Origin of the sequence: Sphingomonas daechungensis (genome assembly GCF_014489495.1) — a bacterium.
Taxonomy (GTDB): Bacteria; Pseudomonadota; Alphaproteobacteria; order Sphingomonadales; family Sphingomonadaceae; genus Sphingomicrobium; species Sphingomicrobium daechungense.
In genome coordinates this window covers 2778682-2797067 of record NZ_CP060780.1, presented here as the reverse complement: position 1 = coordinate 2797067, position 18386 = coordinate 2778682, and the positions used below count along the sequence as shown (strand labels likewise).

The following is an 18386-nucleotide window of genomic DNA, read 5'->3' as shown; positions in this document are numbered from 1 at the left end:
GTCGTTTCGGGCGGCAACATCGACCTCGACAAGTTCGCCGAGATCATCTCGGACTAGCTACAGCCAACCCTGCCGCTGGTACCAGCGAGCGGTCTCCGCCAGGCCCTTCTCGGTCGAGATTTCAGGTCGCCACAAATTGGCAGGCACGGGCCGATCGCTCGATACGACCCAGTCAGGATGACAGAAGTAGGCGACGCGGTCCGGGGTAAGCTTGGCCTTGTCGCGGCGGAATAGTCGATCGATGCCTGACGCCACGCTGAGCAAGGCGCGCGGGGTCGAGACGACTCCAGTCTTGACGCCGACGGCCCGCCCCAAGGCATGGCCGAATTCGATGTGCGACCATCCACCGGGCCGTCCATCGTCCGGCTCGACGATGATCTTGCTGGGAGCGTCCGGATCGCATGCGGCGAGGAGCAGTCGCGCCAGGTCGTCGACCTGGATCACGGACAGGCGGCCCTTCGGCGGCATGTAGACGATTCCGCGCCGCGCCATCTTGAACAGCTCGAGCGTCTCCCTGTCGCCGGGACCGTAAACGGCGGGTGGCCGGACGATCACCCAGTCGAGCCCTGACCCTTCGACCAGTTCCTCCGAGCGGGCCTTGGATGCGCCGTACTGCGAAAGCCGCGGCTCGCGGGCGGCGAGCGACGACACGTGGACGAATCGATGAGTGCCCGCGGCGGTGGCGGCGGCGAGCATGGCCAGTGTCCCGGTTACGTTCCCGGCTTCGAAACCCGCGGCGTCCGGCGCGTTAATCACGCCGGCGACGTGAATGACGGCGTCGCTGTCGATAACCAGGCGTCCAAGGGCTTCGCGGTCTTCGAGATTCCCCTCGATCCACTCAACGCCGTGGCGCGGCGGCTGGGCCTTGCGTGTAAGCGCCCGAACCCGGTGACCGCGTTCTACCGCGAGGTCGATCAGGTGGCGGCCGACAAAGCCGGTGCCGCCCGTGATCGCCAGGGTTAGAGCGGCGACCAAGGGCGCCCCTCCGCCGCCTCTTCCTCGCGCGCTTCGACTTCGGTTCCCAGCTTCCGGATGATGGCGTCGAGAAGCGGCTCGATGCCCTCGCCGAGCGGGCGGAGATGGGGAAGGGAACCTGCCCCGTCGCGTCTTCCAGCTCGGCTTTGAGTTCGGCCAGCCGTTCTTCCGTGACGAGGTCCGACCGACTGAGCGCGACGACTTCAGCCTTGTTGGCGAGGCCCGCCCCGTAACTTTCGAGCTCGGCGCGAACCACGCGCCACGCTTCGACGGGATCGTCGCCGGCGGCATCGATCAGGTGAAGCAGGACCTCCGTGCGCTCGACGTGACCGAGGAAGCGATCGCCGATACCGGCGCCCTCCGCCGCGCCTTCGATCAGGCCCGGAATGTCGGCGAGCACGAATTCGCGACCCTTGTGGCGGACGACGCCAAGCTGCGGGCGAAGCGTGGTGAAGGGATAGTCGCCGACTTTCGCCGACGCATTGGTGACGCTGTTGAGGAAGGTCGACTTGCCAGCGTTCGGAAGCCCGACGAGGCCGACGTCCGCGAGGAGCTTCAGGCGGAGCCACAGCCACATCTCTTCGCCTTCGATGCCGGGCTGGTGCTGGCGAGGCGCGCGATTGGTGGAGCTTTTGTAGCTGGCATTGCCACGGCCGCCCATACCGCCTTCGAGAAGGACGAAGCGCTCCCCTCGACCGTCAAGTCGGCGAGAAGGGTGCGATCCTCGTCATCGGCGAGAAGTTGCGTGCCTACGGGAACCTTGATGACCAGGTCGGGAGCCGCCGCGCCGGTCCGGTTGGATCCGGAGCCGCCCGTGCCGCGCTTGGCCCGGAAGTGCTGCGTGTAGCGGAAATCGATCAGCGTATTGAGGCCGGCACAGCTTCAAAAATGATGTCGCCGCCCTTGCCGCCGTCGCCGCCGTCAGGCCCGCCGAATTCGATGAACTTCTCGCGGCGAAAGCTGACGGCCCCAGGTCCGCCGGAGCCGGAACGCACGTAGATCTTCGCCTGGTCGAGGAAATGCATGAGGCGGAGTTAGTCGCGCTTGCGTGCGAAAGCCACCTCAGTCCCGAGGGTGATCGGAGTCGAGCTGCAGGCGCAAGCGGTCGGCGGCCAGCTGCCGGGCCGTGTCGCGGTCGAGGGACAGGGCATCGGCGATCGATGCGCCGAGCAGGGAATCTCCGAGCGCGGCAAGCACGAGCCACAGGGTGGTCTCGCCGACATGATGATCCTCGTGACCGACGCTGAGTTGCGCGACCAGGACCCGAATCGATTCGAGGATCGGGTTCAAGGCATCGCGATTTCCCGAGATGATCATCCAGGCCGCAAGCGCACCGGCGCCCTCGCGGTCGAAGGCGTCGAAGGTGCCGTCGACCACTTCCCGGGCTTCCGCTTCTCCGGCGCGGGCCCGGGCGACGGCCTCGGCGATGCTGCCTGTCACGCGGTCGGCAATCGTTCGTGCAAGCTCCGCCTGGAGGCCGGCCGCAGAGCCGAAGTGATGGAGCAGATTGGCATGCGTCCGCCCGACCTTCGCGGCAACTGCCTTCAGCGTCACGGCCTGCGGCCCCTGATCAAGAAGCAACAGGCGCGCCGCCTCCAAGGCGGCGGAGCGGCTCTCTTCCGAATTGAGGCGTTTACGGCTTATTGACACTGTTGTCAGTTAATATACCTTATGACCATGAGTACAACGACTCTGCCGACTCCGGCTGACCTCACGATCACCCCGCGCGACCGCAAGTTCGAACGCGGCGATCTCGATCCGCGCCTGTGGCACGGCGGAAGCGTTGAGGCCACCGCGATTTACAACGCGCTCTCGGCCACTTTCCCAACCGGAGAAGCGTTCTTCGTCGAAAGCGTTCGCGCATTTCGCGACGGCGCGCCGCCGAAGCTGGCCGAAGAGATCAAGGGCTTCACCACGCAAGAGGCCATTCACAGCCGCGAGCATGCCGCGTTCAATCGCCGTGCCGCAGATACGGGTTACGATCTTTCGAAGCTTGAAGCGCAGATCGATTATCGCCTGGCGGTCACAAAGACGAAGCCGCCGATCGTCAGCCTCGCGGCGACGATGGCGCTGGAGCACTTCACCGCCATTCTCGCGCATGAGCTGCTCGCCGATCCAAAGCATCTGGCAGGCGCCGACAAGGATGCCGCCGACCTTTGGCGCTGGCATGCCTGCGAGGAGATCGAGCACAAGGGCGTCGCCTACGACACCTGGCTTCACGCAACCCGCAACTGGCCGCGTTCGAAGCGCTGGAAGGTGAAGGCGAAGGTGATGCTGTTTGTCACCCGCAACTTCGTCGTCGACCGTACCGCCGGGGCGCTGGAGCTGATGCGCCAGGACGGCGTGACTGGGTTCAACGCCTGGGCAAGGCTGCTGTGGTACCTCTGGATCCGCCCGGGCATGTTCCGCAAGATCGGGCTGGCGTGGGTCAAGTTCTTCCTGCCAGGCTTTCACCCGTGGAACGAGGACGACCGCGCTCTACTTCGGGCGTACGAGGCGAGTGCCGCCGCGATTGCGGCACCCGCCCCGCTCAAGAAGGTCCGCAACGCGGCCTAAGCGGCTAGCGCTTCCTCCTCCTCCTCGGCATCTGCGACCAATTCCAGACGCAGCAGGCGTGCCTGCGCCTCGGTCCCGCGCGCGCAGCTGATCCGTGGGGCTGTGATTCCTAGCGGGCTGAAGCCCAGTTTTTCGAGAACCCGGCCGGATGCCGGATTGTCGAGGAAATGCGATCCTTCCAGCTGCGGCAAGCCCAAAGCTTTGGCGATGTCGATCAGCGCGAAGCCCGCTTCAGTGGCGTAGCCGCGGCCCCAATATGCTCGGGAAATCCAGTAACCGAGTTCAACGGCGCCGGACGGGCGCCTTCCAAGTCCGCAAGAGCCGACCAGGTTCGGCGCGCCACCCGTCCGTTCGAAGATCAGGAAGGACGGCAGCACCGGGTCGCGCGGCTGCGCGAGGAACGCTTCCGCATCGCGGAGGCGATACGGCCAAGGCGCGGTCGCGAGATTGCGGACGATCATCTCGTCGGCAATCGCAGCGGCTAGCGCCGGGGCGTCCTCGGCCCAGCCGGGCCTCAGAAGCAGCCGTTCAGTCCTGGCGAACATCACTTCTTCTCCTTCACACGGCGCGCCCTAGCGGCACTCCGTGACTGTTTCGGGAGAAGAAAAAGAAAGGGAGAAGAGGGGCTTCCCTCTTCTCCCTTGTGACCTTGCGGTCGATCCGGGGCCCCTCCTGGGGTGGCCCTTTATCGACCAGCCCCTATGCGATTTCCTCGGCTGCAATCGGCATTACGTGCACGTACTTGCGACCGAGTTTGCCATCGCGGAATGCAATACAGCCGTCGGTAAGCGCGAAGAGCGTGTGGTCCTTGCCCATGCCGACGTTATTGCCCGCGTGCCACTTCGTGCCGCGTTGACGAACGATGATGTTGCCGGCGCGCGCGCTTTGGCCGCCGAAAAGCTTCACGCCGAGGCGCTTGCTCTCACTGTCGCGACCGTTGCGGCTGGAACCGCCTGCTTTTTTATGTGCCATGAGGAAGTACTACCCGAATAAATTAAACGGTTGATTACTTGGCCTTAGGGCCTTCTTGGCTGCGGCCTTAGCAGGTGCAGCATCCTTTGTCGACGGCGCCTTGTCGGTCTTTGCCTTCGTCTCGGCCTTCTTGGCCGGAGCTTCGGCAGCCGGAGCGGCTTCCGCCTTCGCAGGTGCAGCAGCCGGCTTCTCGGCCGGGGCGGCTTCCGCCTTCGGCTTCGCGGCCTTGGCCTTCTCGCCGCCGATCGACACGATCTTCAGGATCGTGTGGTTCTGGCGATGGCCCGCCTTGCGGCGGTAATTGTGCCGGCGGCGCTTCTTGAAGACGGTGACCTTGTCACCCTTCGCCTGGGCGACGATCTCGGCGCCGACGATCAGACCGGCGACGGACTTCAGCTCCGAGCCTTCCCCGGCGAGGAGGATGTCGGTGATGTCGATCTTGTCACCGGCTTGGCCAGCGAGTTTCTCGACGACGATCTTGTCTCCGGCGGTGACGCGATATTGCTTACCGCCCGTGCGCACGACTGCGAACATTGGCTCACTTCTCTTATAAAACTGGACGCGCGTCCGGGCAGGCCCTCGCGCGAAAGGCTGCCGCCTATGGCAGCGACCTTGGGCTGTCAACCGCATCGGGCTTGATTCTAGTGCCGGTGCTCCGGACGGAGCTGGTAGCGCCCTCGTTGAAACCGTTGAAATAAGCCTCGATCGCGGGGTGGTCGATCGGCTCCTCGCTCTCGTCGTGGATCAGGTTCTGCTGACTGACGTAGGCGACGTAGCTCTGCTCGGCATTCTCGGCGAGCAGGTGATAGAAAGGCTGGTCCTTCGACGGGCGCAGGTCCTCGGGGATGGCCTCGTACCATTCCTCGGTGTTGGCGAAGGTCGGATCGACGTCGAAGATCACGCCGCGGAAATCGAACAGGCGGTGGCGCACCAAGTCGCCGATACCGAAGCGGGCCTTCGGCATGATCGGGGGAGGGCAGAGTTCACTTCTGGAAAACGTTCGACGTGCGACATGGCTTCAATCTAGGGATCGCATCAGTTTCCACAAGGCGTCTAGGCAAGCGGGATGGGCCTTGCTAGAGGCGCGACCGCCCAGCCGGCATCGTCCGGTCAGCGCCTTCATGAAATGCGGAGAGGTGGCTGAGTGGTCGAAAGCACCGCACTCGAAATGCGGCGTACGGGCAACCGTACCGTGGGTTCGAATCCCACCCTCTCCGCCATCATCCGCTGGAGCGGGAAGCTCTCCAGGTCGCCATCAACGTCGCGATGTCGGTAAAAACCCCTTGAACTGCCTCGTCATTTGCGAGGCCTTCGAGCTCGCAGCTCCCCCTTTCACGCGTGTCAATTCGGGACACCAAGTCTCTGAAACCATTGACTCCGGGAGCGGGTAGAATATCGTTTTCCTATCGAAAGTTAATGTAGAAATAGCGCCTGCACGACTCCTGCTGGAATCACGGATGTGCGGTGAGCGGCCGGCCCCGGGGAATAGATGAATAGCTACGACAATCGTCTGCGACTTCAGCCGGAAGCTCAGTCCGTGGCCATTATTGGCGGCGGCCCAGCCGGCCTCACCGCGGCCTATTGTCTGCAAAAGCATGGCTCCAGCCACCCCATCGTGCTCGAAGAATCTTCGCAAGTCGGAGGCATCGCCCGCACCGAGGTCTACAAGGGCTATCGGTTCGACATTGGCGGACACCGCTTCTTCACCAAGGTGAAGCCGGTCGAGAAATTGTGGAAGGAAGTCCTACCGAACGACTTCCTGCGTCGCCCGCGAATGAGCCGCATTTATTACCGCGGCAAATATTTCGCCTACCCGCTGAAAATGTTCAACGCCCTCAACAACATGGGCATTTACGAATCCGCGCGGATCATGCTGAGCTACCTGAAGTGGAAAGTTCGCCCGCACGTCGAGGAAGAGAATTTCGAGCAGTGGGTTACCAATCGCTTTGGCGGCCGCCTCTTCTGGCACTTCTTCAAGGCTTACACGGAGAAGGTTTGGGGCATTCCCTGCACGTCGATCCGTGCAGACTGGGCCGCCCAGCGCATCCAGAATCTCTCGCTGCGCAAGGCGGTGTGGAACGCGATTAGCGGATCGAACGACACCGCCAGCCTGATCGGCGCCTTCGACTACCCGCGCCTCGGGCCGGGCATGATGTGGGAGACGTTCCGCGACCGTGTCGAGGAGAAGGGCGGCGAAGTCCGGATGAATTCGCGGGCGACGCGAATCTATCGCGACGATCACCACGTCACGGCCATGGAAGTGACTCCCAACGAGGAGGGCGCGAAACCGTATCGCCTCGAGGCCGACCAGTTCATTTCGTCGATGCCGATTTCCGAACTCATCCTGGCGATGGATCCGCCGGCGCCGGCCGAAGTGCAGGTCGCTGCGCGCACGCTGCGCTATCGCGACTTTCTCATCGTTACCCTGATCCTCAAGGGCGAGGACCTGTTCCCCGACAACTGGATTTACGTCCACAGTCCGGAGGTCGAGGTCGGCCGCATCCAGAATTTCCGGTCCTGGTCGGAAGAAATGATCCCGGAGCCGAACCGGTCGAGCATCGGCATGGAGTATTTCGTCAACGACACGGACACGATGTGGAAAACCGACAACGCCGTCCTGATCAAGCAGGCCGCCGCGGAGCTCGAGCATCTCGGTCTCGCCAAGGCCAGCGACGTCGTCGACGGCACGGTGATCCGCCAGCCGAAGGCCTATCCGGTTTACGACGGCGACTATCAGGACGCTTTGGCCATCATCCGCGACTGGCTCGGCAATTTCGACAATTTGCAGGTGGTCGGCCGCAACGGCATGCATCGCTATAACAACCAGGATCACTCGATGCTGACGGCAATGCTGGCGGTCGACAATATCTACGGTGCTAAGAACGACCTTTGGGCCGTCAACGTCGAGCGCTCGTATCACGAGGAATTCGAGATCGCTTCGGACCGGGACAAGGCCGCCGAAGCGGCGCCGGCGGAAAGCAACCGGCCTGCCCAGTTCGCCGCGGCCTGAGTGCCGTGGGCGTTCCGTCCGTCTCCGTCATCGTTCCCGCCCATAATGCGGAAGCGACGCTGGGCGACTGCCTCCAGGCGCTGAAGGGCATGACCGTCGAGCCAGCGGAAGTGCTGGTCTACATCGACGGGGCAACAGACGGGACCGAGCAGATCGCTCGCGATGCTGGAGTCACCATCCTCAAGAATAATGGAAGTCCGAAGGGGCCGGCACTGGCGCGAAATGCCGCGGCCGCCGCCGCGACTTCCGAGCTGCTGTGGTTCGTCGACGCGGATGTCGTCGTTGCTCCGGACTGCCTGAGGCGACTGATCGAGGACATGCAGGCCAATGGGGCGGTCGGCGCGTTCGGATCCTACGACGACACGCCGAGATCGCTCCGTGCGACCAGCCTCTACGCGAACCTCCGGCACCACTTCATCCATCAGCGCGGCAACCGTGACGCAACGACCTTCTGGTCCGGCATCGGCCTGATGCGCCGCGACGTGTTTCTGCAGTTTGGCGGCTATGACGCCGAGCGCTTCCGCTACCCGAGCGTCGAGGATGTTGAACTCGGGATGCGGGTGATCGCCGGTGGCAATCGAATCCGGCTCGTCCCGGCCGCGCTCGGTAAGCATTGCAAGGATTGGAGCCTGTGGCGCGTTTGGCATACCGACGTCATGCGCCGTGCGCGACCCTGGACGGTCATGCTGAATGAGCGGCCGGAAGCTGGCCGCGACCTCAATCTCACGCGTGCCGAACAGGTCAAGGCGATGCTCGCGCTGATTACGCCGGTGCTGCTCTTCGCCGGGCTCTTCAAGCCGGTGATCGCGCTTCTCGGGTTGGCGACGGGTCTCGCTTATCTGTTTGCGAACCGGGAATTCTTCTCATTCCTCTTCCGGCGGCTATCCTTCGGCCAGTTCGCCGTCGCGGTGCTGATGCACTGGTGCTACCACTGCTATTCTCCGCTGACCTACGTTTTCACGATGGCTGAGCTTCGGCTGGCAAGGCTGGCGCGAGGGTTGGGCTCCAGCGTCGGTGCGTCGAGTCCGAGCGGTACGTCCGCTTCCAAGTTGTAAGGCTAGCGCTGCGCGTCTGAGTAGCAGCGCCGGAATGAATCCTCGGCAAGCTCCGCGCCGCGCGACCAGCTGAACAGCTTCGCCCGCTCGATTGCATTCCTGGTCAACTGCGCCCGCAGCTTGTCGTCATGGAGGAATCCGATGACGCAGGCAGCAATCGCGTCGGGATCTTCGGGCTCGAACAACAACCCCCCATCACCCACCACCTCCGGCAGGCTTCCACCCGGCTGCTTGCCAAGACCGGAATGCCGCACGACATCGCCTCGACCGCCGGCAAGCCGAACCCTTCCCAAAGGGACGGGAAGACCAAAGCGTCGGCGGCATTCAGCAGTTTCGCCAGATCGGGATCGCTGATGTAGCCGGTGAAGTGGACGTGGGCGGAAAGCGGCGGTGTTGCCGCGATAAAGGCTTTGAGCTCACCGACATTGTCCCAGAAGCCCTTGCCCGACGTATCGCCAACCAGCGCCAAATGCGTCCTCGGCTCGGCCGCAATGATCTTCGGCAGGGCTTTCAGAAGTCCGAGGATGTTCTTGTGGGCGTTCATGCCGCCGACGTGCACGAGCACCCTCGCGTCAGCCGGGATCCCGTGAAGCGTCCGCTCACTGCCACGCAGCGCAGGATCGTCGATGATCCGGAAGGCGTCGTCTGCGGCTTCCGTGACGACGTCGATGCGCTCTTTCGGGAAGCGATGAATCGTCTCGAGGTCCCGTGCGGATGTCTCGGAAACCGTCATGGCTCGGGTCGTCTGCAGTCGGGCAAGGGCCGTTTTCGCCTGCCACAGCCAGTGGTTGGTCTTGGTCGGAAACAGCAGTTGCGGAAAGCGCTCGGCCGTCGCGTCGTGATAGCAGACGACCGTTGGCTTCCTCTGCAGCAGTGGAAAATAGGAATAGAGCGTCGGGAAGAAGAAGACGTCGTACGGGACGGACTTCGCCAGCCGCGCCATCTTCAGGAAATAGCCGGGCGATCGTGCCGAGCTGCCGACCGCGGACTGGTTCAGACCCAGGTCCGTGCGCGCGGTGAGAACTTTGGCGCTCTCCGGCAAGTCCTCCTCCGGAAGCTGGTCGAACAAAAGGGTGTACTGAAACCCAGTGTCCCTGGAGAGCAGCGCCTTCAGGATTTCGCGCGTGAAGCGCCCGAAGCCGCGGTCGTTCACCCAGCTCGTCGCGTCGACGCAAATGTGAAGCGGTGCGTCGGCCATTCTCACCCGTTCACCCGCTGCGGCGCGAGATAGCCCGCCATCTCTCCGAAGCTCCATGCCATCAGCAAGGGGACGATGAAGGGACGGCCCGGAGGAAATTGCCGAAATGACGTTTCCGCTGCCATGCTCTGCGCCCCATTCTGAGCAGCAAGAGTGCCGGCAATACTGGGGCGAGCGCCGTGTACGCGAGCCGCTTGGGCGTCGTCAGCCAGGTTACGCGGGTGGCGCCGTACGAGCGGCCCCAGGAATATCGCTCACGCAGCGCCTCGCCGAAGGTCAGGGCGTGCCGGTTCTGATAAACGACCATGGTCGGATCGAGGGAGATCGTCTTGCCGAGCGCCCGCAAGGCGTCGTTGACCGGAACCTCGCGATAGGCGCCCTTCCAGCTTTCGCGGACGAGGTCGAGGTCGGCGCGCTTGTAGGTCACGTTGGCGTCCGAAGCGAACGCGGATGCACCGGCCGGCACCGGGTTCTGATAGCGGCCGAAGTCGCAGAAATAGACGGCCCAGTTGAGCGCTCTGTCCACGCCGTTCTCGATGGCTCCGCCAATTCCGGCGTCGGGTCGGCGGTGCGCCTCGACCACGCTTGCAGCCCACCGGGGTCGGGGAGTTCGTGATCTTCGAGCAAGCCGATCAGTTCACCGGTCGCGGCCGCGATCGCGCGACCTCGCGGGACGTCATGGTGCTCGCGTCCACCGACGCGTTTCACGACGTCTGGCGTCGAAAGGAAACGAACGTCCGAAAAGCGCGCCTTGACCGCATCGAGCCCTCGATCGGCTCGTGGTGCGCGACGATAATCTCCATCGTTGGAGGATCGGCCTGCTCCGCAAGGGCCCCGAGGCATTCCGCCAGATAGCCGGCGCGCGCGACCGGGGCGATCGTATCGCTGGAAAATCCAACGATCACCGACAGCTGAGGGGAAGCGCTCATTGCAGGGACGTAGTTTGCCTGCGTGAGGAGCGTCAATCGGCCGTGACGGGATGATCCGCGGCTGCATCAGAGCGAGACACATTGGTCGTTGCCATTGAAAGGCAGCGCGACGGACGGCTATCAGCCTTGAAACAGGTCGCTTCTTGGAAATCCGGATGAATAAGGCAGCAGTTTCAGACGATTGGACCTTGTCGGTCGTTCTCGGCCGGGTCAGCACCGAGGACGGCGATCGCGTCCTCGAAACCATCGCCGCGCTCGACGAGAAGGAGAGTGGAGCGCCGGTCGAGATTGTCATCGCGGACCGGCTGCAGGACGGGATCAGCGACCGCATCCGCAAAGAGCATCCGCACGTCCGCCTGGTACCTTGTCCGTCCGACATGACGCTGCCGGAAATGCGGCTGCAGGCCTTCGACCAGACTTCGGGTTCGATCGTTGCCGTCACCGAGGATCATTGCGTTCCGAGCCCCGGCTGGGCCGGAAGAGTCCGCGAGGCCTTCGCCAAGGGAGACGACGATCTCGTCGCGGTCGGTGGAAGCGTGGTCAACGGCGTTTGCGACCGTGGCCTCGATTGGGCGACCTTCATTTGCGAATACAGTTTCTTTTCGCCGCCGGTTGTCGAAGGCATGACCGACGCCTTGCCGGGCATGAACGTCGCCTACCGCCGCTCCGTGCTGGAAGAGGCCGATCGTGAGCGGCTGCGCAGCGGTTTCTGGGAAACGACACTGCATCCCGGCCTCGTTGCCGACGGCCCTACGTTCTATTCGAGCAACCAGCTCGCCATGTTCCACAAGAAGAAGTTCTCGTGGCGCCTCTTCATGGCGCAGCGCTTCATCTACTCGCGCTATTATGCCGGCCTGCGGTTCCAGAATGCGGGCATGGCCAAGCGCCTCGCCGCCGGGGTCGCGTCGCTCGCGCTCCCGCCGATCCTCTTCTACCGGATGACCCGCGCGATTGCGAAGAAGGGACTGCAACGCGAATTCATTCGCGCGCTCCCATCGCTTTCGACCTTCATCATCATCTGGGCGATCGGCGAAAGCTACGGAGCGATCTTCGGGCCAGGCGACGCCTTGGCACGCATCGAGTAGGATCGGCGCCGGGCAGCCGGTGCCATCAACTTCCACTTTCAGATTTCGGGGGAAACATGAAGTTCGGACTGATCGGCGCAGGCGCAATCGGCGCGATCCGCGCATCCGCGCTGGAGCGCTCGAAGAGCTGTTCGCTGACAGCTGTGCATGACCTGGACGAGGCGCGTGCCCGCAGCCTTGCGTCATCCGCGACCTTCCATCCGACGGTCGAAGCACTGATCGAGTCCCCCGACGTCGAGGCGGTGCTCATTTCGACCCCGCCGCAGTTCCACGAAGCGCTCGCCGTTGCTGCCGCCAAGGCTGGCAAGCATGCGCTCGTTGAAAAGCCGATGGCGGCAACCCCCGACGCTTGCGAGCGAATGATCAAGGCGGCGAAGGCGGCCGGGACCCTTCTGACTGTCGGCTACAACCAGCGCTATTTCCCGGCGCTGAAGGTTGTCCGCGACGCGGTCATGTCCGGCGACATCGGCCGTCTCAGCCATGTCCGCGCCTATGCCGGCCACGGCGGGCTTGGCGAGTTCAAGGCGCCATGGATGTACGACCATGCCGTGATGGGTGGCGGCGCGTTGATGGACAACGGCACCCACATCGTCGACCTCGTGCGCTACATCGTAGGCGATCCGACCGAAGTGTTCGGGCAAGCCCTGCACCGGGTCTGGGGCCTGGATGTCGAGGACGAAGCCATGGCTCTACTCAAGAGCGAAGATGGCGTGGCCGCCTCGATCGAAGCCAGCTGGGACGAGTGGAAAGGCTATCGCTTCCACATCGAAGCATACGGCGATCGCGGCATGGCCAAGGCTTATTACGCGCCGATGTTCGCCACCGTCATCCGCATGGACAAGCCAGGCGGCTCCAAGTCGGTCGAGCGGAAATTTTATCCGGAATCGATCATCCGTGAGAAAATCCGGGTTGGCAGAGCACGGTCATCCAGGCCTTCGTCGAGGAGTTCGACGATTTCGCCGCTGCCGCCGCGGGTCAGCAAGGTTCCGGTCGCATCGCAATGGGCGCGGACGGAATGCGCGCGGTGCAGATTGCCCATGCCGTTTACGACAGCAGCCGGACAGGCAGCCAAGTGAAACTGGCGCCGCTGCCATAGCGACGGCAGTGACTCGCGCCATCGACATCGACGAAGGGACGGCCGCCCAGGGTCATCGGGCGATGTCCGGTGAAGCCTGCGCGCTCGCCGATGCGCTGGATCATGCCAGGCAGAGCCTGGAGCCGGTCACCTGGCGCGTCGCGGTCGGGCCGAACAGCGTCTATGCGATCGAAGCCGTTCACCGTCTGGCCGCCGAGTCCGGGATCGACGTTCGCTTCGTTCCTTCTTCCGAACTGGCCGGGCCAGAGCGTGTCTTCTTCGACGATTATGTGCGTTACCGCCTTCCCATAACGACTGGCGAGCGGCTGAAGCGCTTCGCCGAAGAGTGGACCGCAGCTGGGCTGGAGGCGCTTTCCGCGATGGTGGGCCTCGTCCTTCCCAAAGGAGCCCCACCGAAAGCTCCTGACCGGTTGAACTCCGTGGTCATCATCGGCGCTTATGGCGGCGATCATATCGGGGATGCCGCCATCCTCGGAGGCACGTTGCTCGGCCTCCACACTCGCTATGGCGTCACCCGAGCGACCGTCATGAGCGGTCGGCCCGCGCATACACGCAAGCTTGCAGAGGGCTTGTCCACACCGGTTGAGATTGACGTCGCTCCTTATCGGGCCAGCGAAGTGCGGCGGGCGTTGGCGGAGACCGACGGATTGGTTCTGGGCGGTGGCCCGCTTTATGGCTCACCACGGATCCTGGCCCGTCACCTCGCCGCCGTGTCTTCGGCCCATCGGCGAGGTCTGCCATTCTTGGTCGAACGGATCGGATTGGCTTATTTCGGCAATGCGCCGACCCGATGGGCGGGTAGGCGCATCCTCGAAAGTGCTTCGCGAATCTCCGTACGAACGTCTGCGTCAGCGCGACATCCGTTGATGGAGGGCCTCGCCGCCGAGATCGACCGGGACCCGGCATTCGATTATCTCGAAGCACGGGACGCACTGGACCGGCTTTCCACCGCAGATGCAGAAGCGGTTGGGGCCCTCCTCGCTGGAGCGGATGACAGTCTCAAGATTGGCATCAACTTGCGGCCTACACTGGATCAGTGGCGCGACTTGTCCGACCTCTCGCGAGACACGGTCGATCGTGTTTTCATGGCGAAGCTCGCCGAGGGCCTGATCGCCTTCGCCCGGGCAAGCAGGCGGCCGGTGACGTATGTCTTCTTCCCGATGAACGCGATCCAGCTCGGCATGTCGGACTTGTCTGCGGCTTATGAGTTGCGGCGAGCGGTCAAGGGGGCGGTCGACCTGCGGGTGTGGGAAGCCGACGCCGGCCTCGATGGCGTGGTTCACCTCTTGCGGCGCCTGGACGCCGCCATGGCAATGCGATTCCACGCCTCGATCTTCGCGGTGACTCAGGATTTGCCGCTGATTGGCCTCGACTATTTCTCCGGCGCGGGCGGCAAAGTCAGCGAGTTGTTGACGGATCTCGGCCGTCCGGAAGATGCGAGCACCGTGGGACGATTCACGCCTGAGTGGCTTGTGGAGCGGCTGGTGGGCCGTACGACCGGTTCGTTTTGAGACAGTGCCCACAACGTTCTTGCCCCTGTTAATAACCTAAGCAAGAAGCTGACGAGGACGTTCGGCCCAGCCTGCCGAGTGTATCGTCGTCCCCGCGTTCGAATCCGGAAACGGGAAGGGCCATGGCGGGACGATTCACGATAGCCCTACCCGAGCAGTCCGCGGACCTCGCTTCGGCCGAGACCCGGGAGGGTGCCCGGCTTTCCCGATTCTTCCTGATCGGACGCGTCCTCGCGCCGTCGGCACTGGTCCTTGCCGCCTTCATCTTCCGTCAGAGAATCGTCGATCTCATCCAGCACTTCAGCGGGCTCGAGTTCGTCTTCACCGTCGTCCACCTCTATTCGACGATGAGCGTTCGATTGATCCTCGGCGTACTGACCTTCGCGTTATTCGTCGCAGTCGGCATCACAGCCTTCAAGTATGCACGGCACCGCGTTCGGACCGTCATCTTCACCGGATTTTGCACTGCCTTCGTTGCATTTGCCCTCTGGTTCCTCGGGCGCGGACCCAATGCTTCGATCGCTGGCGGCGTCCTCGCCGGCACGTTGGTGGCGGCGAATGCCATTGCCCGGGAGACTTGGCATTCGTTACTGGCGGATCGCCCCTTCGGAAGGCTCGTGAACCTCGGGTTCTGGGTGCTCATCGGAATCGAGGTCGTCCTTCCTCGCGGATATTTTGCCTGGATAGACCGCAGTAAGAGCACGGCGAAGCCGTCACCGATCTGGCTTCGAATCTTGCCTGGAGCGTTGCTGGCGGCAGGCGCTTTCGCACTGATGGCGCCGTTCCCGAAGCTGATGCAGCTTGGGCAGACCATGTTCATGTCGCCTGCCGCGACGATCGTCTTTGGCCCCGAATACCAGGTCTTCTCCAAATACGATGTGTCAGACCTGGCGCGTAACCCAGTCACGGGCGATGTCTTCCTTTGCGGAGACTCCCAGGAATCGCCGAAAGTCCTGCGTCGCGGCGAGGCGCCGGCCGTGGACATTTCCATTTCCAACAACGGCAATGAGTTCTGTGAAATGGCCGACACGCGCGCATTCGTGACGGTCGCGAACAGTGCGACCGACGACTTGCTCGTGATCGACCCTGACAGCCTCAAGGTCCGCAGCAGCTTGCGCCTGGACAAGATGCCGTACGGCGAGATTTTCCTCGCCTCGCAGCCAAAATTCAATCTCATGGCGGTCGCGTCTGAAGACGAGGGCGGCATGGGCGGCGGCCCGACGGTCCGGATCGTCGAACTTGGCAAGATGAAGGTTGTTCAGCAGATCAACGCCGAGGTCGGATACCTGATCGCGGACCCCAACCGACCGGTCCTCTTCACCAATCATTTCGCGATGGACGCCGGCGTTCGTGCCTGGGATATGCGAACCGGCAAACTGCTGGCGACCTCCGCGCGCTTCGGGCGAAGCGATCGCATGGCGTTCGATGCGGCGCGTAACGAGGTTCTCGCGACGGTTCCGGAGACCGGGCAGATCTGGCGGCTGGATGCCGCGACCCTGACGTCGAAACCGCCGATCAAGACCGTGTTCGGTGCGCGTGGTCTCGGCATCGATGCCGACCGCGACCTCCTGCTGGTCGCAAGCTTTGTCACCGACGAGCTCGACGTCGTCGATCTCAAGACCGGCCACTCGCTCCGCCGCTATCGGCTCGGCCCGTGGCTCCGCGATGTGCTTGTCGTGAGCGATGAGGGCGTTGCCTACGTCGCCTCCCGCTATGGCGTCTACCGGGTCAACTACCTGCGCTGAGTGGGCGTGCGATCGCCGACCGGATCAGGGCGGCGTTCTCAGCGAGGTTCTCCGTCCGGAACAGGCTGTTGTGTCCGCCGCGCAATTCTACGCCCCGTACCTCGGCGCAATGAGCGCTCCATCCAAGGTCGTGCGGAAGCCCGGCGATGTGTTGCTCACCCGCGCGGAACAGGACGATGGTCCCGTCGAAATGACCGGTACGATGTCCAGCCAGAGACCGGCCGCGCAGGTTCTGGAGTAGGAGCCTGCGCAGTCCGAGAGAGGCGGGCTTTCCGAATACGCTGCCGACCGCCGGGATGGCCCGGCGTAACGGTTCGGCAAGCCCACCGGCAATCAAGAGGCGGCTGGCTACGTCGGCAATGGTGCGAACGGGCCGCTCGCCTCGTCGCTGTTGGATACCCGCCGGCCGGCCACGGAAAGGCTGAGCGCCCGGCTGTCGAACAGAGCAAGGAGACCGACTTCTCGCCCCTGTTCCTGGAATTCGCAGGCTGCGGCGAAGGCGACCTGCGCGCCGAACGAATAGCCGGCGATGTTGACCTTTCCGGTCGGCTCGACGTCGTGAATTCGCGCCACTGCTCGAGCGACAATGCCGGCGAAGTCGCGGATCTCGGCGCTGGGCCGGTCTATGTCCGGATGATCGACGAGCACGAAGTCCGCACTATCGGCCAGCTCGGAGCGAAGGTTCGCCAGGCCGGCCTCGTCACCTCCGATCCCGGGCAGCAGAAATACTCGCGGCAATGCGCGCGTCATTTAGCGGGGCGGTCGGCCGCGAGCGATAGACCTGGACGTTTCCGCCGCCGAGCGTGCCTTGCAGGATCGCGATCTTGTCGAACCGTGTGTCGACCTCCCGCATGATCGCCGCCTGGGTCGTCCGGGTGTGGCTTTCGAACGCGGTAATCAGCCAGACCGTCCGCCCGCCTTCCAGAAGCCTGTCGAGGTCGGCAGTGCTCCTGGTGACTGGCCAGTCAGGCGCGAAGAATCCGTGCACTGGCTCGATCGCCAGCCCGACCGAAGTTGCGGCGTCTTGCGGCTGGCGCAGCTTCACGACCAGCCGGACGGCTCCTTCCAGGTCCTGCTTCGGGTGCTCGTAGTTGCGGATGAGCAGAATCGAGGAGGCACCGACCATGAGGGCGATCGCCGCGGGAAGGGCCGCCGGCGCTAATGCCCGCAACGGTGTCCGCCGAACCATGCCCTCGGCCCATCGGACGATCGCCAATGCGCCCATCGACGCGCAGAGGAAGATGAATCCGATGTCGACGAAGAAATAGCGTGGCCAGATTCGGAACGAGAGCGCGACCAGCAGCGCCAACGAAAGCGGGATCTGGGTCAGATAGATCGCAGCGAGTAGCGGACTGCGACGCGTGACCAGCACCGCTCCAAGGATCAGGACCAGGAGTCCGCCGATGAGCGCATAGGGTGCAAGGGGCCCGAGCGCATCGAGGCTCCCGGCGAACTCCTGAAGCGTTCTAAGCGGGTTGTTCCATTCGGCCATTGCCGAGACGCTCGATCCCGAGGAAACCTTTCCCACCGAGCTCTGGATCTGCTCGAGCATCGGAAGGTGCACCAGCAAGGTCAGCAAGCCGCCGAGGGCAAAGCCGTAATAGGAGCGGATGCTGGAAGCGCCCGGATAGTTGCGAGCTAGCTTTCCTTGCCTTTGAAGGAGGGCGAGCGCCGCAAGCACGGCGAACACGACGCCGTGTGCGACGAAGAAGAATCCCGCCGACAGATGCGTATACATGCCCGCGGCAAGGCACAGTCCGTAGCCGGTCCACCCCCGCCATGTCGGCCTGCGCAGCCCGGCCATCAGCAGGATCGTCGCCGCCGTGGTCCAGGTCAGCAAGCCAGTGTAGCCGCGCGCGTTCTGGGTGAACCAGACGTGGTGGTATGACAAAGTCAGCAGGAGCAAGGTTACCAGCGCTGGGGCGCGACCGACTTCCTTGCGCGCCAGCCACCAGATCAGAACGAGGCTGGCCATGCCCATGATGAGCGCCGGCAGCCGCAGCGCCGAGGCGCTTTCGCCGAACAGCTCAACCGAGGCCTTGGCCTGCAGGCTGTAGAACATGTGGTTGTTCAGCGACGAGAAGTCGGTGACCAGCTCGCCCCACGGCAGGCGGATGAAGTGGATGAGGGTCGAGACCTCGTCGTACCACAGGCTGGCGTTCAGCCCGACGACCCTTAGGACAAGCGCAAGCAGGAGGAGCGCGGCGACGCTGCCGGCTTCCCATCGCTCAAGCTTCTTGGCTCCCCCGTCATG

18 protein-coding genes, 1 tRNA gene and 4 pseudogenes are annotated in these 18386 nt (G+C 63.7%); 10 read left to right on the top strand and 13 right to left on the bottom strand.

What is annotated here, in order from left to right; all coding sequences use genetic code 11:
• Positions 1-57: 57 nt before the first annotated feature.
• The 3 genes and pseudogenes from H9L15_RS15275 to H9L15_RS15260 all read right to left on the bottom strand — a co-directional run bounded on the left by H9L15_RS15275 (position 58) and on the right by H9L15_RS15260 (position 2625).
• A complete protein-coding gene (locus H9L15_RS15275; protein WP_223276328.1) occupies positions 58-975 on the bottom strand; it encodes an NAD-dependent epimerase/dehydratase family protein in 918 nt (305 codons plus the stop codon).
• Positions 960-2000: pseudogene (gene obgE / locus H9L15_RS18155) on the bottom strand (GTPase ObgE). The gene H9L15_RS15275 and the pseudogene obgE overlap by 16 nt, the downstream one beginning before the upstream one ends.
• A 37-nt stretch (positions 2001-2037) precedes the next feature.
• Positions 2038-2625 (bottom strand): TetR family transcriptional regulator, encoded by a 588-nt coding sequence (locus H9L15_RS15260; protein WP_187714682.1) that lies wholly within the window; start codon positions 2623-2625, stop codon positions 2038-2040.
• A 27-nt stretch (positions 2626-2652) separates the two neighbouring features.
• On the opposite strand from H9L15_RS15260, the gene H9L15_RS15255 reads away from it, so the two are divergent.
• Positions 2653-3531: a metal-dependent hydrolase gene (locus H9L15_RS15255; RefSeq protein ID WP_187714681.1), complete on the top strand. Its 879-nt coding sequence runs from the start codon at positions 2653-2655 to the stop codon at positions 3529-3531.
• On the opposite strand, the gene H9L15_RS15250 is transcribed toward H9L15_RS15255, so the two are convergent.
• Together H9L15_RS15250 and H9L15_RS15245 are read right to left on the bottom strand one after the other, a co-directional pair.
• A complete protein-coding gene (locus H9L15_RS15250) occupies positions 3528-4076 on the bottom strand; it encodes a GNAT family N-acetyltransferase (RefSeq protein ID WP_187714680.1) in 549 nt (182 codons plus the stop codon). The two genes, H9L15_RS15255 and H9L15_RS15250, sit on opposite strands and share 4 nt — an antisense overlap.
• A gap of 154 nt (positions 4077-4230) precedes the next feature.
• Positions 4231-4443: pseudogene (locus H9L15_RS15245) on the bottom strand (50S ribosomal protein L27); the annotation flags it as partial.
• On the opposite strand from H9L15_RS15245, the gene H9L15_RS20625 reads away from it, so the two are divergent.
• Positions 4384-4524 carry a cyclic lactone autoinducer peptide gene (locus H9L15_RS20625; RefSeq protein ID WP_223276710.1) on the top strand — a complete coding sequence of 47 codons (141 nt, stop codon included), beginning with the start codon at positions 4384-4386 and terminating at the stop codon, positions 4522-4524. The pseudogene H9L15_RS15245 and the gene H9L15_RS20625 sit on opposite strands and share 60 nt — an antisense overlap.
• Here H9L15_RS20625 and rplU read toward each other — a convergent pair.
• Entirely contained in the window at positions 4513-5037 is a 525-nt protein-coding gene (rplU, locus tag H9L15_RS15240) for a 50S ribosomal protein L21 (protein ID WP_187714678.1), read from the bottom strand. The genes H9L15_RS20625 and rplU overlap by 12 nt on opposite strands.
• Before the next feature lie 107 nt (positions 5038-5144).
• Positions 5145-5467 (bottom strand): annotated as a pseudogene (gene hspQ / locus H9L15_RS15235) (heat shock protein HspQ).
• Between the two features lie 166 nt (positions 5468-5633).
• Here hspQ and H9L15_RS15230 point away from each other — a divergent pair.
• The 3 genes from H9L15_RS15230 (at position 5634) to H9L15_RS15220 (ending at position 8568) form a co-directional block, all read left to right on the top strand.
• Positions 5634-5723: transfer RNA gene (locus tag H9L15_RS15230), tRNA-Ser, on the top strand.
• A 317-nt stretch (positions 5724-6040) separates the two neighbouring features.
• Positions 6041-7513: an NAD(P)/FAD-dependent oxidoreductase gene (locus H9L15_RS15225; RefSeq protein ID WP_262984837.1), complete on the top strand. Its 1473-nt coding sequence runs from the start codon at positions 6041-6043 to the stop codon at positions 7511-7513.
• Positions 7514-7518: 5 nt separating this feature from the next.
• On the top strand, positions 7519-8568 hold the full coding sequence (locus tag H9L15_RS15220) for a glycosyltransferase (RefSeq protein WP_187714676.1): 1050 nt from the start codon (positions 7519-7521) through the stop codon (positions 8566-8568).
• Positions 8569-8671: 103 nt separating this feature from the next.
• Here H9L15_RS15220 and H9L15_RS15215 read toward each other — a convergent pair whose 3' ends face one another.
• The 3 genes from H9L15_RS15215 to H9L15_RS15205 form a co-directional block, all read right to left on the bottom strand.
• Entirely contained in the window at positions 8672-9766 is a 1095-nt protein-coding gene (locus H9L15_RS15215) for a glycosyltransferase family 4 protein (RefSeq protein ID WP_187714675.1), read from the bottom strand.
• A gap of 61 nt (positions 9767-9827) precedes the next feature.
• The gene (locus tag H9L15_RS15210) at positions 9828-10349 is read right to left on the bottom strand and encodes a hypothetical protein (RefSeq protein WP_187714674.1); all 522 of its coding nucleotides are present in this window, start codon (positions 10347-10349) and stop codon (positions 9828-9830) included.
• 121 nt (positions 10350-10470) lie between these two features.
• Entirely contained in the window at positions 10471-10695 is a 225-nt protein-coding gene (locus H9L15_RS15205; protein WP_187714673.1) for a hypothetical protein, read from the bottom strand.
• A gap of 155 nt (positions 10696-10850) precedes the next feature.
• Here H9L15_RS15205 and H9L15_RS15200 point away from each other — a divergent pair, with 155 nt between their 5' ends.
• From H9L15_RS15200 to H9L15_RS15185, 5 genes and pseudogenes are all read left to right on the top strand, one after another.
• Positions 10851-11780 carry a glycosyltransferase gene (locus H9L15_RS15200; RefSeq protein WP_187714672.1) on the top strand — a complete coding sequence of 310 codons (930 nt, stop codon included), beginning with the start codon at positions 10851-10853 and terminating at the stop codon, positions 11778-11780.
• A gap of 56 nt (positions 11781-11836) precedes the next feature.
• Positions 11837-12517: pseudogene (locus tag H9L15_RS15195) on the top strand (Gfo/Idh/MocA family protein); the annotation flags it as partial.
• A 188-nt stretch (positions 12518-12705) separates the two neighbouring features.
• On the top strand, positions 12706-12876 hold the full coding sequence (locus tag H9L15_RS20620; protein WP_398286961.1) for a hypothetical protein: 171 nt from the start codon (positions 12706-12708) through the stop codon (positions 12874-12876).
• An 8-nt stretch (positions 12877-12884) separates the two neighbouring features.
• On the top strand, positions 12885-14387 hold the full coding sequence (locus H9L15_RS15190) for a polysaccharide pyruvyl transferase family protein (RefSeq protein WP_187714670.1): 1503 nt from the start codon (positions 12885-12887) through the stop codon (positions 14385-14387).
• A 122-nt stretch (positions 14388-14509) separates the two neighbouring features.
• On the top strand, positions 14510-16132 hold the full coding sequence (locus H9L15_RS15185; protein ID WP_187714669.1) for a YncE family protein: 1623 nt from the start codon (positions 14510-14512) through the stop codon (positions 16130-16132).
• Here the strand turns inward: H9L15_RS15185 and H9L15_RS15180 are convergent.
• The 3 genes from H9L15_RS15180 to H9L15_RS15170 are packed head-to-tail and all read right to left on the bottom strand — an operon-like array spanning position 16116 to position 18194.
• Positions 16116-16469: a hypothetical protein gene (locus H9L15_RS15180; protein ID WP_187714668.1), complete on the bottom strand. Its 354-nt coding sequence runs from the start codon at positions 16467-16469 to the stop codon at positions 16116-16118. The two genes, H9L15_RS15185 and H9L15_RS15180, sit on opposite strands and share 17 nt — an antisense overlap.
• An 11-nt stretch (positions 16470-16480) precedes the next feature.
• The gene (locus H9L15_RS15175) at positions 16481-16870 is read right to left on the bottom strand and encodes a thioesterase domain-containing protein (protein ID WP_187714667.1); all 390 of its coding nucleotides are present in this window, start codon (positions 16868-16870) and stop codon (positions 16481-16483) included.
• The gene (locus H9L15_RS15170; protein ID WP_187714666.1) at positions 16833-18194 is read right to left on the bottom strand and encodes a glycosyltransferase family 39 protein; all 1362 of its coding nucleotides are present in this window, start codon (positions 18192-18194) and stop codon (positions 16833-16835) included. The genes H9L15_RS15175 and H9L15_RS15170 overlap by 38 nt, the downstream gene beginning before the upstream one ends.
• Between the last annotated feature and the right edge of the window lie 192 nt (positions 18195-18386).

Excerpts from the sequence above, each read along its gene's own strand:
- H9L15_RS15250 (WP_187714680.1), bottom strand. The coding sequence starts at position 4,076 with ATGTTCGCCAGGACTGAACGGCTGCTTCTGAGGCCCGGCTGGGCCGAG.
- H9L15_RS15215 (WP_187714675.1), bottom strand. The coding sequence starts at position 9,766 with ATGGCCGACGCACCGCTTCACATTTGCGTCGACGCGACGAGCTGGGTG.
- H9L15_RS15200 (WP_187714672.1), top strand. The coding sequence starts at position 10,851 with ATGAATAAGGCAGCAGTTTCAGACGATTGGACCTTGTCGGTCGTTCTC.
- H9L15_RS15255 (WP_187714681.1), top strand. The coding sequence starts at position 2,653 with ATGAGTACAACGACTCTGCCGACTCCGGCTGACCTCACGATCACCCCG.
- H9L15_RS15205 (WP_187714673.1), bottom strand. The coding sequence starts at position 10,695 with ATGAGCGCTTCCCCTCAGCTGTCGGTGATCGTTGGATTTTCCAGCGAT.
- H9L15_RS15185 (WP_187714669.1), top strand. The coding sequence starts at position 14,510 with ATGGCGGGACGATTCACGATAGCCCTACCCGAGCAGTCCGCGGACCTC.
- H9L15_RS15170 (WP_187714666.1), bottom strand. The coding sequence starts at position 18,194 with ATGTTCTACAGCCTGCAGGCCAAGGCCTCGGTTGAGCTGTTCGGCGAA.
- rplU (WP_187714678.1), bottom strand. The coding sequence starts at position 5,037 with ATGTTCGCAGTCGTGCGCACGGGCGGTAAGCAATATCGCGTCACCGCC.